The organism is Streptomyces sp. 135 (assembly GCF_020026305.1).
Taxonomy (GTDB): domain Bacteria; phylum Actinomycetota; class Actinomycetes; order Streptomycetales; family Streptomycetaceae; genus Streptomyces.
Map to the genome: position 1 here is coordinate 5,572,626 of NZ_CP075691.1, position 16,284 is coordinate 5,588,909.

A 16,284-nucleotide genomic window follows, 5' to 3' on the forward strand; every position below is an offset into this window, starting at 1 on the left:
GCTGGTCAGGACTCGCAGACCTTGCCGTCCTTTGGCACCTCGCCCTTCAGCAGGTAACCGTCGACCGTGTCGTCCACGCAGTCGCTGCCGTTGCCGTACGCGCCGTGGCCCTCGCCCTTCCAGGTCAGGTGGACACCGACGCCCTTGCCGAGCTCGTCGGCCATCTTGCGGGCGCCCTCGTAGGGCGTGGCGGGGTCGCCGGTGTTGCCGATGACCAGGATCGGGGCGGCGCCCGGCGCGCTGACCTCGGGGGAGTCGTGCTGTCCGGCCACCGGCCAGTCGTAGCACCAGCCCGCCGTGTCCCAGCCCAGGAAGCCCCCGAAGACCGGTGATATCTCCCGGAACCGGTCCAGGCGCTTCTTGGCCTCCTCCGGAGTGGAGCGCGCCTTGGTGTCCAGGCAGGAGATAGCCCGCTGCGAGTGGCTCTGCGTGCTGTAACGCCCGGAGGGGTCGCGTTCGTTGTAGGCGTCGGCGAGCCGGAGCAGTGCCGTGCCGTCGCCCTTCTCGGCGTCAGCGAGGGCGCTGGTCAGCATGGGCCAGGTCTCCTTGCTGTACAGGGTGACCAGGACCCCCGTACTCGCCAGGGACTCCGTCAGCTTCCGGTCGCCCGAGGTGCGCATCGGCTCGGCGTCCAGGCGCTCGAACAGCTTCGCGATCTTCTTGGTGCCCGCCTTCGGGTCCTGGCCGCGGGACTTGAAGTAGTTGTCGAGGGCGCGTTGGAAGCCCCGCGCCTGGTTCTCCGCGTGGCCGACCGAGTCCGCACTGGGGTCGACGACCGCGTCCATGGCGAGGCGGCCGACGCGCTTGGGGAACAGGTGGGCGTACGTACCGCCGAGTTCGGTGCCGTACGAGATGCCCATGTAGTGCAGCTTGTCGTCGCCGAGGACCTGGCGCATCAGGTCCATGTCGCGGGCGGCGTCGGCGGTCGAGATATGACCGATGAGCTTCTTCGCGCCGCGTGCACAGCCGGCGCCGAAGTCCGCCGCGTCCTTGAAGTACGCCTTCTCCTCGGCCGGGGTGTCCGGCGTGAGGTCGACCTTCTCCTCGGCGGCCTGGGTGGCCTTGTCGTCGCGGCAGCGCACGCCCTCGCTGGCACCGACCCCCCGCGGGTCGAAGCTGACCAGGTCGTACCGCTCACGCAGCGAGTCGTACATGTCGGCGAAGGAGGGCAGGCTCGAGACGCCGGAGCCGCCGGGTCCGCCGAAGTTGAAGACGAGGGAGCCGATGCGGTCGCCCTTGCCGGTGGTCCTGGCGCGGATCAGGGCGAGGTCGATGGTCTCGCCGCCCGGCTTCGCGTAGTCCAACGGGACCTTGAGGGTGGCGCACTGCCATTCGGAGCCCGGCGCGGTGCCGCCCTCGGGGGCGTCGCAGCGGTCCCAGTCCAGCTTCTGGGAGGCGAGGCCCTGGCCGCCGCCCTTCTCGTCCCCCTTGCCGTCCTTCCCGCCACTCTTGCCGTCGTCGGACGAACCGCCACAGCCGACGGCCAGGCCGGCCACCAGAACCCCTGCGGCGGCCAGTGCCGCGGATCGTACGTAACGCTGCATGAAGGCGCTTCCCCCCTTGGAAGACAGTCCAGCCCATAGTAGGCGGGGCCACTGACAGTGACGTGGACGGGCTGTGGCGGGGTCAGGAGCAGACCGTGCCCGACTTCGGGACCTTGCCGTCGAGGAGGTAGCCGTCCACCGCGTCGCGCACGCAGGTGTTCTTGCTGTCGTAGGCTCCGTGCCCCTGGCCCTTGTACGTCAGCTCGACGCCGACGCCCTCGCCGAGCGCCCGCGCCATCTTGCGCGCCCCCTCGTACGGAGTGGCCGGGTCACCGGTGTTGCCGATGACGACGATGGGCGGCGCGCCCTCGGCGCTGACGTCCGGGTGGTCGGCCTGACCCTCGACCGCCCAGTCGGTGCAGCCGAGCATGCCCCACGCCAGGTACTCGCCGAACAGCGGCGAGGCCTTGCGGAAGGCGGGCAGCCTCTCCTCGACGTGCTGCCGGGAGTAACGCGCTCTGTCGTCGGCGCAGTTGATGGCGACGTTGGCGGCCTGGATGTTGCTGTACTCGCCGTCCTCGTTGCGCCCGTTCATCGAGTCGGAGAGCAGCATGAGGATCTTGCCGTCACCGTCGTAGGCCTCTTCGAGGCCCTGGGTGAGGTACGGCCAGAAGTCCTTGGAGTAGAGGGACTGCGCGATGCCGTTGGTGGCCGCGGTCTGGGTCAGCCGGCGCGGCGGGATGCCGGAGATCGGCTTGGCGTCCAGGTCCTTGAGAAGCTTCGCGATCCTGTCCTTGACGTCCTGCTCGGTGTCGCCGACGGGGCAGTCCGCGACCTGGGAGGTGCAGTCCTTGGCGAAGTTGTCGAGCGCGAGCTGGAAGCCCTCGGCCTGGCCGAGCGAGCCCTGCTCGGCGGTCTGGGTGGGGTCGACGACGGCGTCGAAGACGGCTCGGCCCACTCGCTCGGGGAACAAGTGTGCGTAGACGCCGCCGAGTTCGGTGCCGTACGAGATGCCGAAGTAGTGCAGCTTGTCGTCGCCGAGGACCTGGCGCATCAGGTCCATGTCGCGGGCCGCGTCGGTGGTGCGGACGTGCGGGAGCGTCCTGCCGGAGTTCTTCTCGCAGGCGTCGTTGAACGCCTTGACGTTGTCGAGCAGCTTCTTCGTCTCGGCGTCGTCGTCGGGCGTCGAGTCCTCCTGGAAGTACGCGTCCAGCTGCTCGGCGTCCTCGCACTCGATGCCGGCGCTACGGCCGACCCCGCGCGGGTCGAAGCTCACCAGGTCGTAGCGGGTGCGCAGCTTGGCGTACTCCGGGCCGAAGGCGGGCAGCGTGGTGACGCCGGAGCCGCCGGGTCCGCCGAAGTTGAAGACGAGGGACCCGATGCGTTCCCCCTTGTCGCCGCTCGCGGCCGCCCTGATCAACGCGATGTCGATCGTGTCGCCCTTCGGCTTCGCCCAGTCGAGTGGCGCCTTCATGGTGGCGCACTGCCATCCGGCGCCGCCGGGCAGCGGTGAGGGGGCCTCGCCGCCGCCCTGGGAGTCGGCGGGCGCGGGGCAGTCCTTCCAGCTCAGCTTCTGACCCGGCAGGCCGTCGTCCTTGGAGTCCTTGGAGTCGCTGCCGCCGCACGCCGTGAGCGTGGCGGACAGGAGCAGGGTGGCGGCGGCCAGGGCGGCGGCGCGTGGCTGGGACTGTGAGGGCATGTGCCCATCCTGCGGCGGGTCCTGACGGGACGCTCGGGGCGCGGGCCGTGCGGGTGAGGTTTGGGGGCGGCCCCAGCCCTCCGCGACCCCAAAGGACCCCGGCGGAGCGCTAGAGCAGCCCCTTCCTTGTGAGGTGGTTGAAGAACAGCCACCCAGGGAGCACCGGAAGCCACAGTGTCAGCAGCCGGTAGAGCAGCACCGCGGGCGCCGCCACGTCCTTCGGGACGCCGACCGCGATCAGGCCGAAGGTCAGCGTCGCCTCGACCGCGCCCACGCCGCCCGGCGTCGGCGCCGCCGAGCCCAGCGCGTTGCCCGCGAGGAAGACCACCGCGACGCTGGCGAGGCTCAGCGTCGCCATCTCCTCATTGCCGAAGGCTCGTACCGAAGCGTCCAGGCAGAGCACGAACATGAGCGTCAGCAGCAGCATGCCGCCGATGCCGGTGAGCAGCTTCTGCGGCCGCTGCAACACGTCCAGCATGCGCGGCACGACACCCGCGAAAAGCGACCGCACGCGCGTGACGACGAATTTCCGCAGGAACGGAATCGCCGTGACCACGAGGACGAGCACCGCGACCGACAGGAGACCGGCGATGACCGTGCGGGAAGGCGTGAACGACGGAGTCTTCTCCGTCCCCGTCAGATAGCCGAAGACGAGCAGCAGCAGGATGTGCGAGCCGAGCCCGAAGAGCTGTGAGGCCCCGACGCTCGCCACCGCGAGCCCGGAGCGCACCCCGGACCGCTGGAGGAACCGCGTGTTCAGCGCGACACCGCCGACCGCGGCGGGCGCCACGATCTTCACGAACGACCCGGCGACCTGCGCCGCCACCGCCCGCAGGAACGGCACCCGTTCCGGTACGAAGCCCAGCAGGCTCATCGCCGCGGCGAAGTAGCTCAGCGCCGAGAACCCGACGGCGGCGGCCACCCAGCCCCACTCGGCCTCCTGGAAGAGCGTGCCGAACTCGACGTGCGTGAGCTGCGACAGCAGGAAGTACGCGCCGATGGCACCGGCGATGAAACTGATCAGCGTGCGAGGCCTGATCCGCTCCAGCTGCGCCGGCTCGACCGGCGCCGTCGGGCGGATCAGCAGCACCTGGTGGCGGATCTGGGTGAGCAGATCCTCCTCGCGCGCCTGCTCCAGAGCCTCGTCTATGGCCTGCTTCTCGGCCTGCCGCTCCTGCTTGGCGGCCTGCTTCTCCTGCTTCTGGGCCTGCTTGTCCGTACGGGGCTCCTCGGGCACCTCCGCGCGTACGGCCTGCCTGGACCTGCGGGAGGCCTCCAGGACCGCCTCGCGCTCGCGCTGCGACCGTTCCCGGGCCAGCTTGCGCAGCGTGCCGCGGGTGGACCGGGTGAGGGCGATCGGCTGGAGCAGCGGCAGACAGTCGGCCACCGCGTCCGGGCCGAGGATCTCGACGGCGCAGGCGACCGCGCGCTCGGCGCCCACGCGCAGTCCGAGCGCGGTCAGGAGCTGGGCGATGTCCATCCGCAGGACCAGGTCGCCCGCGGCGATCTCGCCGCCGCGCAGGTCCGTGAGGATCACCGTGCCGGAACGATCCACCAGGACGGCGTCGCCCGCGAGCCTGCGGTGCGCGATCCGCCGGGACTGGAGCGCCCGCACCTGCCGCCAGGTGTCGCGCAGCAGCTCGTCGGTGATGGCGTCGTCCGGCAGGGAGTCCAGGGAGCGGCCGCCGGTGTGCTCGTAGACGAGCATCACCGCGTCGGGACCGAGCTCGGAGGTGGCGATCAGCTTGGGCGCGTTGGCCCCGGCGGCGATCGCCGCGTACGCGAGGAGGGCCTCCTGCTCCAGGGCCTGACGCAGTGACTGGAGGCTGCGCCGCTGCGTGATGCCGCGCAGCGTCAGCCGGCGCCAGACGCGGTAGAAGAAGCCCTGCGCCTGCTGCTCGCGGTCGATGACCGTGACGTCCAGAGGTGGACCGTCCTCCAGAGTGACGAAATAGCGGCGTCCGCGGTCGCCGTGCTCGCTGTCCGGGGACTCCTCGCGGGAGGCGCTCACGGGGCGGAAACCGACGTGCCGCAGGCCCGCCAGGAGCGTCTGCCCGGTGGGCCGTACGTTCGGCGAGCCGACGGCATAGAGCGTTCCGTACGCCACGGCCCAGCCGATGAGCACCGTCAGGAGGATCGAGAACGGCGTCGTGTAGCCGGTGACCAGCATCGTGAACGCGTCGAGCAGCAGCACCACGAAGAGGACCAGGCGCCAGCGCGGTCTGCGGGACATGCCGACGGCCGTCATGTACGCGATGACGGGCGCGAGGTAGCCGTGCACCGGATCGGTGAACGCGTGCAGGTCCGCGGGGGACGGCTTGGTCAGCGCGTCCTGGATGGAGTCGGGGGCGCCCTTGGCGACCCACAGATCGGTGGCCAGCGTCACACCGTGCGCGAGGACGGCCGCGAGGACGCCGTCGGCGATGCGCAGGCCGTCCCGTTTGATCAGTCGTTCGATCGCGAAGGCGACCGGGACGAGGAGCACCCCGATGCTGGCGACCAGGCCAGCCACCTTGATCAGCAGGTCGGGCGCTTGGTCCGTGCCCTTGTCGATGTCCTGTTCGAGCCCGGACGTCGTGCCGTGCGCGAAGGCGGCGATCGCGAGGAGCACGACGATCGCGAGGATGCCGACGAGCAGCCGCATGAGGTCGGAAGGTCGGTGCACGCGCGCGGAGAGGAGCGGTTCGTCCCGCTCGAGCTGGTCGGTGTGGGCTCCGCTGCCCTCGGCGCAGTCGTCGCTGTCGCCGTCGTTCTCGGTGTTCAGGGCAGGCTCACCGGCGTCCAGGTGCGACTCGGAAGCAGAGCTGCCCGCCTTGTCATCGGGATGCACGCCCTGCTGCTCCGTCGTCTCTTCTTGATCTCGTATCACCAGTCACCGCCCGCACGATGGTGGCATGCCGGATCGCTACAGGGGGGCAGCAGGGGGCAACGCAAGGATGCGAAGTGGTCACGAAACGACACTTTGTGCCGCGCCGGCCGCCCGGCGGGACGCTCTGTGGCGGGCCTGTCACGGTGTCGGTGGCGTACGGCAGGATGGTCCGGATGAGCGAGGAGAGGCGAGAGCGACGGGCGCCGACCGAGGCCGCGGGCGACGCGTCGCCGTCGGAGTACCCCGAGTACGCGGAGCGGGTCCTGGAAGTCGCGGAACTGATCCCCCCGGGGCGCGTGATGACGTACGGGGACGTCGCCGAGTGGCTGGAGGAGGGCGGCCCGCGCCAGGTGGGCCGGGTCATGGCCCTCTACGGAGGCGCTGTCCCGTGGTGGCGTGTCGTCCGCTCGGACGGTGTCCTGCTGCCGGGCCACGAACTGCGGGCCCTGGAGCGGTACCGCGAGGAGGGCACCCCCTTGCGCCAGGCTTCGCGCGCCGCCCAGGGCCACGTGCCGAAGCTCGACATGCGGCGGGCGCGGTGGGACGGCGGCGCGGGAGGCGACGCCGCGGGAGACGCCCGCCCGCAGGCTCCGGAGGCTCACACCTGACAGCTTCCGGCATCCGGCGGCCCGACGGGGGACCGGTGGCCCGTACGGGGGAAGCCACGCGTCCACCTCGCCCACTGGCGTAGCGTCGACAGCACACATCCCCATCACCCCGCGGCTCCCGCGCGGCCACTTCTCGACCAGCACACCCACCAGGACCGGCGACCCACGTGAGTTCCCCCTCTTCTGCCCGGCACGTTCGGCACCCGTCGCACCACCAGGTACGACAGGGGACTCCGGGTGCCTACCGACTGGTGCGTACGCCGCCGGCCCCGTTGGAGCCCCTTCGCTTGGACGCAGGTCAGCGCGCGGTGGTTGACCACAAGGGCGGCCCGCTCCTCGTTCTGGCGGGTCCCGGCACCGGCAAGACGACCACCCTCGTGGAGGCCGTCGCCGAACGCGTCGCCCGCGGCGCGGACCCCGCGCGGCTGCTGGTCCTCACCTTCAGCCGCAAGGCCGCGGTCGAGCTGCGCGACCGCATGGCGCTGCGCATAGGGGCGGCGCGCGCCCCGCAGGCCACGACGTTCCACTCCTTCTGCTACGCCCTCGTCAGGGCCCACCAGGACGCCGACCTGTTCGTCGAGCCGCTGCGGCTCCTGTCGGGTCCTGAGCAGGACGTGGCCGTACGTGAGCTGCTCGCGGGCCAGATCGACCTCGCGAAGGAAGGCCGCGGGCACGTCCGCTGGCCGGACGAACTGCGGGCCTGCCTCACCACCCGCGGCTTCGCCGACGAGGTGCGCGCGGTGCTCGCCCGCAGCCGCGAGCTGGGCCTCGGCCCGGCCGCCCTCGACGCCTTCGCCCGCCGCAGCGGCCGCCCGGACTGGGGGGCGGCCGCGGCCTTCCTCGCCGAGTACCTGGACGTACTCGACCTGCAAGGAGTCCTCGACTACGCGGAACTGGTGCACCGCGCGGTCCTGCTCGCGCGCCGCCCCGAGGTGGCGCGCGCCCTGGGCGCGCAGTACGACGCCGTCTTCGTGGACGAGTACCAGGACACCGACCCGGCGCAGGTACGGCTGCTGCACGCGCTGGCCGGAGGCGGCCGGACACTCGTCGCCTTCGGAGACCCCGATCAGTCGATCTACACCTTCCGGGGCGCCGACGTGAACGGCATCCTTGAGTTCCCGTACGACTTCCCGCGCGCGGACGGCACCCCGGCGCCGGTCGAGGTCCTGACGACGTCCCGCAGGTCCGGCGCGCAGCTGCTCGCCGCCACCCGGCTGCTCACCCGGCGCATGCCGCTGACCAGGCTGCCCGCGGAGAGGGTGCGGGCCCACCGCGAGCTGACGCCGGTCAGGGACGGCGGCCGGGTCGAGGTGTACACGTACCCGACGGCCGGCACCGAGCTGGACAACATCGCGGACATCCTGCGCCGCGCGCACCTGGAGGACGGGGTGCCCTGGGGCGACATGGCGGTCCTGGTCCGCGCCGGCGCCCGCACGATCCCCGCGGTCCGCCGCAGCCTCAGCGCGGCGGGCGTCCCCCTGGAGATCGACGGCGACGACATCGCGCTGCGCCATGAGCCGGCGGTGACGCCGCTCCTGACGGCGCTGCGGGTGGTGGCCATGGCGGTGATCTCGGAGTCGGCTCCGGACTCCGAAGCGGCCCCGGGACCCGAGGAGGGAGCGGCCTCCGACGAGGGAGCGGCCTCCGACGAGGGAGCGGCCTCCGAAGAGGGAGCGGCCTCCGAAGAGGGCGCGGCCGCGGTCGCCCGCACCGCCCCCTCCTGGCTCGGCACCGAGACCGCGCTGACCCTGCTGACCTCGCCCCTGGCCGGGATGGACGCCGCCGATCTGCGCCGCCTCGGCCGCGCCCTGCGTGAGGAGGAGCGCGCGGCGGGAAACCACCTGCCGCCGCCATCCGACGAGCTGCTGGCCCGCGCCCTCGCCGAGCCGGAGCGGCTCGTGGCGCACGACCCGACGTACGCCAGGGGCGCACAGCGGCTCGGCGCGCTGCTCCGCAAGGCCCGTGAGCGCCTCGCGGGCGGTGGCACGGCCGAGGAGGCGCTGTGGGAGCTGTGGGACGGCACGCCGTGGCCTGGCGCCTGGAGCGCGCGGCGCGGCGCGGTGGCGCGGCGGGACGCAACGCCGACCGCGACCTCGACGCGGTGTGCGCCCTGTTCGCCGCCGCGGCCCGCGCGGAGGAGCGTACGGGCGGCCGCGGCGCCCTCAACTTCCTCGAGGAGACCGAGGCGCAGGACATCGCCGCCGACACGCTCACGCGCCGCGCGGCACGTCCCGACGCCGTGCGCCTGATGACGGCGCATCGCGCCAAGGGCCTCGAGTGGCGCCTCGTCGTGGTCGCGGGCGTCCAGGAAGGCCTCTGGCCCGATCTGCGCCGCAGGGGTTCCCTCCTGGAGGCCGATCGCATCGGCCGCGACGGCCTCGCCGAACCGCTCACCCCCGGAGCGCTCCTCTCCGAAGAACGCCGGTTGTTCTACGTGGCCACCACGCGCGCGCGTGAACGCCTCGTCGTGACCGCGGTGAAGGCGCCCGCGGACGACGGAGACCAGCCCTCCCGCTTCCTCACAGAACTCGGCGTCGAGCCCAAGGACGTGACGGGCCGCCCGCGCCGCCCCCTGTCCGTCGCGGCGCTCGTCGCCGAGCTGCGCGCCACCACCGTCGACCCGCGCGTCTCGGAGACCCTGCGCGAGGCGGCGGCCCAGCGGCTGGCCCGCCTCGCCGCGCTCAACGACGGGGACGGCCGCCCGCTCGTGCCGTCCGCGCACCCGTACCGCTGGTGGGGCATGTACGAGCCGACGGCGAGCGAGGTGCCCCTGAGGGACCGCGACAAGCCCGTCGTGCTCTCCGGAAGCGCCCTCGACCAGCTCGCCAACACCTGCTCCCTGCAATGGTTCCTGGGCAGGGAGGTGAAGGCGGACGCCCCCGCGACCGCCGCCCAGGGCTTCGGCAACGTGGTGCACGTCCTGGCCGACGAGGTCGCCTCCGGGCGCACACCCGCCGACCTGGACGTCCTCATGGCACGCCTCGACTCGGTGTGGGATGCCCTCGCCTTCGACGCCCCGTGGAAGTCGGCTCAGGAGAAGGAGCACGCGCGCGTGGCGCTCGAACGCTTCCTCCAGTGGCACGTCGACTCCAACGGCGCCCGCGGCAGCCGCACCCCCGTCGCGAGTGAACACGGCTTCGACGTGACGCTCGAAGCGGGCCCCTACGAAGTACGCGTACGAGGTTCGATGGACCGCGTCGAACAGGACACGGAAGGCCGCGCCTACGTAGTGGACTTCAAGACCGGCAAGCAGGCCCCGAGCACCGCGGAGGTCGCCCGCCACCCGCAGCTCGCCGTCTACCAGCTCGCGGTCCGCGAGGGCGCCGCGGACGAGGCCTTCGGAGGGGTGCGTCCCGAGCCGGGCGGTGCCGAACTGGTGCAACTGCGTCAGGGCGCGGCCAAGAAGAACGGCGGTGACGCCCTACCCAAGGTGCAGGCCCAGGAGCCCCTTTCCGGGGAGTGGATCGGCGACCTCCTCGCGACAGCCGCGGGCAAGGTGCTCGACGAACGCTTCACCCCGACCACCGGACAGCACTGCACGCACTGCGCCTTCCGCGCCTCGTGCAGCGCTCGCCCGGAGGGCCGGCACGTCGTGGAGTAGCCCCGGGGGTCACAGCACCCGCATGGCCGAATTAAAGTCACGGTAAGAACTTGCTGTGCGCCGACCGTGGCGCACCTTTTTGAGGAGTACGCGTATATGGCAGCCAACCGGAAGCTCCTGGCAGTGGCCGTTGCCTGTGCCGCCGCCGTCATCGGCGTAACGGGCTGCAGCAGCGACGGCAACAAGGACCCCTTCGACGGCATGAGCGCCGACAAGATCGCCGAGAAGGCCTCCAAGGCCTCCAAGGACGCCGGGTCCTACCGGATGAAGGGCCAGATGAAGCAGAAGGGCGAGGTGAGCGACATCGAGTTCTCGGTCGCCAAGTCCGGCGACTGCAAGGGCACGATGGGCTCGGCCAAGATGGGGAAGGCCGAGTTCCTGTCCGCCGGCGAGTTCTCGTACTCCAAGGGGGACGACAAGTTCTGGGAGGCCCAGGGCGGTGGCTCCACGGCCGAGCTCCTCAAGGGCCGCTGGGTGAAGCAGCCCAACAAGGGCGGCAAGGCCATCTGCAACCCGGACGACATGTTCAGCAACAAGAACCTCAAGAAGCTGAAGCGCAAGGACGACGCCGAGGTCGGCGGCGCGAAGGCGGCCGTCCTGACCCGCACGAAGGACGGCGAGACCACCACCTTCTACGTCGCGATGGAGGGCAAGCCGTACTTCCTGAAGGTCGTGAACAAGGGCAGCGACGGCCCCGGCACCGTGACGTTCAGCGACTACGGCAAGACCGTCGACGTCAAGGCCCCGCCGGCCAGTGAGGTCGTCGACCCGGAGAAGCTGGCCTCGGGCTCCTGATCCCAGGCTTCCCCTGAGGCAGCGGTGGCCACGGACAACCGCACCCGCCCCGGTTGTCAGTGGCCACCGCTAGCCTCTCTGACGTGCCACCTCGTATCACCGACCCCGAGCAGCTCAAGGAGCTCCTCGGGATCCCGTTCACTCCGGAGCAGACGGCCTGCATCACCGCGCCGCCTGCCCCGCAGGTGATCGTCGCCGGAGCCGGCTCCGGCAAGACGACGGTGATGGCGGCGCGCGTGGTCTGGCTGGTCGGCACCGGCCAGGTCGCCCCCGAGCAGGTCCTCGGCCTGACGTTCACCAACAAGGCGGCGGGTGAGCTCGCCGAGCGCGTGCGCCAAGCCTTGATCAAGGCGGGCGTCACCGACCCCGAAGCCGTCGACCCGGACAACCCTCCGGGTGAGCCGGTCATCTCCACGTACCACGCCTTCGCGGGCCGCCTCCTGACCGACCACGGCCTGCGCATCGGCCTGGAGCCGACCTCCCGCCTCCTCGCCGACGCCACCCGCTTCCAGCTTGCCGCGCGCGTGCTGCGCGAGGCCCCCGGGCCCTATCCCGCGCTGACCCGGTCCTTCCCCGACCTCGTCAGTGACCTCCTCGCCCTCGACAGCGAGCTCGCCGAGCACCTCGTACGCCCCGACAGGCTCCGCGCGTACGACACCGAGCTGCTGCGCGCCCTGGACGGCGCGAAGCTCACCAACGCCGACCTGCGCAAGGTTCCGGAGACGGCGGCGGCCCGGCTGGAGCTGGCCGAGCTCGTCGAGCGGTACCGCGCGGCCAAGCGCTCCCGTGACCTCCTCGACTTCGGCGACCAGATCGCCCTGTCCGCGACGCTCGCCCGCACCCGCGCGGAGGTCGGCGAGATCCTCCGGGACGAGTTCCGCGTCGTGCTCCTCGACGAGTACCAGGACACGTCGGTGGCGCAGCGCATCCTCCTGTCCGGCCTCTTCGGCGGCGGCACGGGCCACCCGGTGACCGCGGTCGGCGACCCCTGCCAGGCGATCTACGGCTGGCGTGGCGCCTCGGTGGCCAACCTCGACGACTTCCCGGAGCACTTCGCGTACGCCGACGGGCGCCCCGCCAGGCGCCACGCGCTCAGCGAGAACCGCCGCAGCGGGGGCCGCCTCCTGGACCTCGCCAACGGCCTCGCGGAGCCCCTGCGCGCGATGCACGCGGGCGTGGAGGCCCTGCGCCCCGCGCCGGGCGCCGAGCGCGACGGCATGGTCCGCTGCGCCCTGCTGCGCACGCACGCCGAGGAGATCGACTGGCTGGGCGACTCGATCGCCCACCTCGTGCGCACCGGCAAGGCGCCCGGCGAGATCGCAGTCCTGTGCCGCACGGCCACGGACTTCGCCGAGATCCAGGGCGCGCTCGTCGCCCGCGACATCCCCGTGGAGGTCGTCGGCCTCTCCGGGCTCCTCCACCTCCCGGAGGTCGCCGACCTCGTCGCCGTCTGCGAGGTCCTCCAGGACCCGGGGGCGAACGCCTCGCTGGTGCGGCTGCTCACGGGACCGCGCTGGCGGATCGGCGCCCGCGACCTCGCTCTCTTGGGTCGCCGGGCCCGCCTGCTCGTCCGGCCCGGGCACACCGCCCCCGACGACCCGGACCGCCGCCTCGCCGAAGCCGTCGAAGGGGTCGACCCGGCCGAGGTGATATCCCTCGCGGACGCCCTCGACACGTTCCTGGAGTCGCCCCTCGACCCGGGCGACGCCTCGGGGGACGACGGCCTGCCCTTCTCGGCGGACGCCAGGGTGCGCTTCGCCCGGCTCGCCGCCGAACTGCGCGACCTGCGCCGTTCGCTGTCCGACCCGCTGATGGACGTACTGCACCGCGTGCTCGCGGTCACCGGCCTGGAGGTGGAGCTCTCCGCGTCGCCCGGCGCCCTGGCGGCCCGCCGCCGCGAGACCCTCTCGAACTTCCTGGACGTCGCCGCCTCCTTCGCCGCGAACGACAACGGCGCGACGCTGCTGGCCTTCCTCGGCTTCCTGCGCACCGCCGCGCAGTACGAGAAGGGCCTCGACAACGCCCTGCCCGGCGGCGAGAACACCGTCAAGGTGCTCACCGCCCACAAGTCCAAGGGCCTGGAGTGGGACGTCGTCGCCGTCCCCGGGCTGGTCAACGGCACCTTCCCGAGCGCGCAGGGCCGCGAGAAGTGGACCGCCCAGGCCAAGGTCGTCCCGCACGAACTGCGCGGCGACGCGGCCACCCTGCCCGACATCGACGCGTGGGACGCCAAGGGCATGAAGGCCTTCCACGAAGCCATGAAGGACCACCAGCGCACCGAGGAGCTCCGCCTCGGCTACGTGACCTTCACCCGCCCCCGCTCCCTGCTCCTGGGCTCCGGCCACTGGTGGGGCCCCTCCCAGAAGAAGCCGCGCGGCCCCTCGGACTTCCTGTGGGCCCTGCACGACCACTGCGCGGCGGGCCACGGCGAGATCGAGGCGTGGGCGGACGAACCGGCCGAGGACGAGGAGAACCCCGCCCTGAGCGAGGCGGGCACCGAGCAGGCGTGGCCGCTCCCGCTGGACGACGCCTCCCTGGCCCGTCGCCGCGCCGCCGCCCGCACCGTCCTCGACCACCTGGAGCGCCTGACCGGGGACCCGGAGACCGCCCACTCCCACGAGGCGGCGCACCCTTCGGCGTACGACGACGTCCCCCCGGCCGACGACCCGGAGTGGCCGCCCCCTCCGGAGGACGACGAGGCGCGGGACGAGGAAGCGCCCTACGGAGACGCCGGATTCCCGGACGGCGATCTCCCCGACGCCGCTTTCGCCGACCCGGACGCCGATCTGGACCTGGCCGAGTGGGACTCCCTGCCGACGGAACGCCCGACGATCCCGCACCCCGCCGGCGCCCCGGAAGACCCGGTGACCCCGGAGCCACGGGGCACCGCCCACGCGCGCGTGCCGCTCCCCGCCCAGCCCTCGCAGGCCCGCCCGCACCCGGCCGACCCCGACCACGGCGACGGTCAGGACGGCGGCCGGGTCACGCGTACCCGCCTCACCCCGGAAGAGGCCCGCACCCTCGCCTCCTGGGACCGTGACCTCGACGCGCTCACCGGCGAGCTCCTGCGCGCCCGCGAGGCCGTCAGGGACATCCCCGTACCGCCCTCGCTCACCGCGTCCGAGCTGATGCACCTGGCCGCCGACCCCGACGGCTTCGCCAAGGAGCTCGCCCGGCCCATGCCCCGCCCGCCGCAGCCCGCGGCCCGTCGCGGCACCCGCTTCCACGCCTGGGTCGAGTCCCGCTTCGAAGAACTCACGCTGCCGGTGCTCGCCCCCGAGGACCTGCCGGGCGGCGGCCCCGGCGAGGCGGAGATCGCCGACGAGCGGGACCTGGAAGCACTCAAGGAAGCCTTCGAGCGCACCGAGTACGCCCGGCGCACGCCCCACCGCGTCGAGGTGCCCTTCCAGTTCGTCATCGCCAACCGGGTGATCCGGGGCCGCATCGACGCCGTCTACAAAGAAGGGGACGGCGACGACGCGACGTACGAGATCGTCGACTGGAAGACCAGCCGCACCCGCACCGCCGATCCCCTCCAGTTGGCCGTCTACCGCCTCGCCTGGGCCGAGCAGCAGGGCGTCCCGCCGGAGTCGGTGAGAGCCGCCTTCCTGTACGTGCGCAGCGGGGAGGTCGCCCGCCCCAGGAACCTCCCGGGCCGCGCCGATCTCGAGCGGCTGCTGCTCGAAGAACCGGCCGGTGTCCCGGGCGGCGAACCGCCTCACGAGCCCACCCCGGATGGCGGCTAGGCTCGTGACCATGAGCGAGACACCGGACAGCGCCGTCCGCACGTACATCGAGAACCACCGTGCCGCCTTCCTCGACGACCTCGCCGAGTGGCTGCGCATCCCGTCCGTGTCGGCCCAGCCCGACCACGCCGGGGACGTGCGCCGCAGCGCCGAGTGGCTCGCCGCTCGCCTCAAGGAGACCGGCTTCCCGACGGCGGAGGTCTGGGAGACCGCGGGGGCGCCCGCCGTCTTCGCCGAGTGGCCCTCGGACGACCCGCAGGTGCCCACCGTGCTCGTCTACGGCCACCACGACGTCCAGCCCGCGGCCCGCGAGGACGGCTGGCACACCGACCCCTTCGAGCCCGTCGTCCAGGGAAACCGCCTCCACGCGCGCGGGGCAGCCGACGACAAGGGCCAGGTCTTCTTCCACACCCTCGGTGTCCGCGCCCACCTGGCCGCGACGGGCCGCACCACCCCGGCCGTGAATCTGAAGCTGCTCGTCGAGGGCGAGGAGGAGTCCGGCTCCCCGCACTTCCGGGAGCTCGTCGAGGCCCACAAGGACCGCATCGCCGCCGACGCGGTGATCGTCTCCGACACCGGCATGTGGTCGGAGGACACCCCGACCGTCTGCACCGGCATGCGCGGCCTCGCCGAGTGCGAGATCGAGCTGCACGGCCCCGACCAGGACATCCACTCCGGCTCCTTCGGCGGCGCCGTGCCCAACCCCGCCACCGAGGTCGCCCGCCTGGTCGCCGCCCTCCACGACGAGCACGCGCGCGTGGCGATCCCCGGCTTCTACGAAGGCATCACGGAACTCACCGACGCGGAGCGCGCGCTCTTCGCCGAGCTGCCCTTCGACGAGGAGCGCTGGCTGCGTACGGCCAAGTCGCACGGCGCCCACGGAGAGGCCGGGTACACCACCCTGGAGCGCATCTGGGCCCGCCCCACGGCCGAGGTCAACGGCATCGGCGGCGGCTACCAGGGAGCGGGCAGCAAGACGATCATCCCGTCGTCCGCCCTCGTGAAGCTCTCCTTCCGGCTGGTCGCGGGCCAGGACCCGGACCGGCTGGAGGAGGCCGTGCGCGCCTGGGTGGCGGCCACCGTGCCCGCCGGGATCCGGCACACCGTCACCTTCAGCCCCGGCACCCGCCCGTGCCTGACCCCGCTGGACCACCCGGCCCTCCAGTCCGTGGTCCGCGCGATGGGCCGCGCCTTCGAGCAGCCGATCCTCTTCACGCGCGAGGGCGGCTCGGGGCCGGCCGCCGACCTCCAGGACGTCCTCGCCGCACCCGTGCTCTTCCTCGGCATCTCCGTCCCGTCCGACGGGTGGCACGCGCCGAACGAGAAGGTCGAGATCGACCTGCTCCTCAAGGGCGTCGAGACGACCGCCTACCTGTGGGGCGACCTCGCGGAGAACTGGCGCGACGCCCGTGCCCGCTGACCGTCCCCGCAACGCCGAGCCCGTCCCGCCGCACGCCCTGCCGAACTGAACCACCCATTCCA

General features: G+C 72.5%; 7 protein-coding genes and 1 pseudogene. 5 read left to right on the top strand and 3 right to left on the bottom strand.

What is annotated here, in order from left to right; translation table 11 throughout:
* Window positions 1-5: 5 nt before the first annotated feature.
* The 3 genes from KKZ08_RS25350 to KKZ08_RS25360 form a co-directional block, all read right to left on the bottom strand.
* A complete protein-coding gene (locus KKZ08_RS25350) occupies window positions 6-1,544 on the bottom strand; it encodes an alpha/beta hydrolase (RefSeq protein WP_223776633.1) in 1,539 nt (512 codons plus the stop codon).
* Window positions 1,545-1,626: 82 nt separating this feature from the next.
* On the bottom strand, window positions 1,627-3,183 hold the full coding sequence (locus KKZ08_RS25355) for an alpha/beta hydrolase (protein ID WP_223776634.1): 1,557 nt from the start codon (window positions 3,181-3,183) through the stop codon (window positions 1,627-1,629).
* A gap of 109 nt (window positions 3,184-3,292) precedes the next feature.
* Complete coding sequence (locus KKZ08_RS25360) at window positions 3,293-6,052, bottom strand: lysylphosphatidylglycerol synthase domain-containing protein (protein WP_223776635.1); 2,760 nt, start codon at window positions 6,050-6,052, stop codon at window positions 3,293-3,295.
* A 164-nt stretch (window positions 6,053-6,216) separates the two neighbouring features.
* Between KKZ08_RS25360 and KKZ08_RS25365 the strand changes: the two genes are divergently transcribed.
* From KKZ08_RS25365 to KKZ08_RS25385, 5 genes and pseudogenes are all read left to right on the top strand, one after another.
* Window positions 6,217-6,660 (top strand): MGMT family protein, encoded by a 444-nt coding sequence (locus tag KKZ08_RS25365; protein WP_276573922.1) that lies wholly within the window; start codon window positions 6,217-6,219, stop codon window positions 6,658-6,660.
* 167 nt (window positions 6,661-6,827) lie between these two features.
* Window positions 6,828-10,261, top strand: a pseudogene (locus KKZ08_RS25370) (ATP-dependent DNA helicase).
* 96 nt (window positions 10,262-10,357) lie between these two features.
* Entirely contained in the window at window positions 10,358-11,056 is a 699-nt protein-coding gene (locus tag KKZ08_RS25375; RefSeq protein WP_223776637.1) for a hypothetical protein, read from the top strand.
* An 83-nt stretch (window positions 11,057-11,139) separates the two neighbouring features.
* Window positions 11,140-14,802: a UvrD-helicase domain-containing protein gene (locus tag KKZ08_RS25380; protein ID WP_223776638.1), complete on the top strand. Its 3,663-nt coding sequence runs from the start codon at window positions 11,140-11,142 to the stop codon at window positions 14,800-14,802.
* A gap of 10 nt (window positions 14,803-14,812) precedes the next feature.
* Window positions 14,813-16,222, top strand: coding sequence for a dipeptidase (locus tag KKZ08_RS25385; RefSeq protein WP_223776639.1), 1,410 nt, complete (start codon window positions 14,813-14,815; stop codon window positions 16,220-16,222).
* Window positions 16,223-16,284 lie beyond the last annotated feature (62 nt).

What these genes read in the sequence shown, in the direction of transcription:
- KKZ08_RS25350 (WP_223776633.1), bottom strand. Translation starts at nt 1,544, where the DNA reads ATGCAGCGTTACGTACGATCCGCGGCACTGGCCGCCGCAGGGGTTCTG.
- KKZ08_RS25355 (WP_223776634.1), bottom strand. Translation starts at nt 3,183, where the DNA reads ATGCCCTCACAGTCCCAGCCACGCGCCGCCGCCCTGGCCGCCGCCACC.
- KKZ08_RS25365 (WP_276573922.1), top strand. Translation starts at nt 6,217, where the DNA reads ATGGTCCGGATGAGCGAGGAGAGGCGAGAGCGACGGGCGCCGACCGAG.
- KKZ08_RS25375 (WP_223776637.1), top strand. Translation starts at nt 10,358, where the DNA reads ATGGCAGCCAACCGGAAGCTCCTGGCAGTGGCCGTTGCCTGTGCCGCC.
- KKZ08_RS25385 (WP_223776639.1), top strand. Translation starts at nt 14,813, where the DNA reads ATGAGCGAGACACCGGACAGCGCCGTCCGCACGTACATCGAGAACCAC.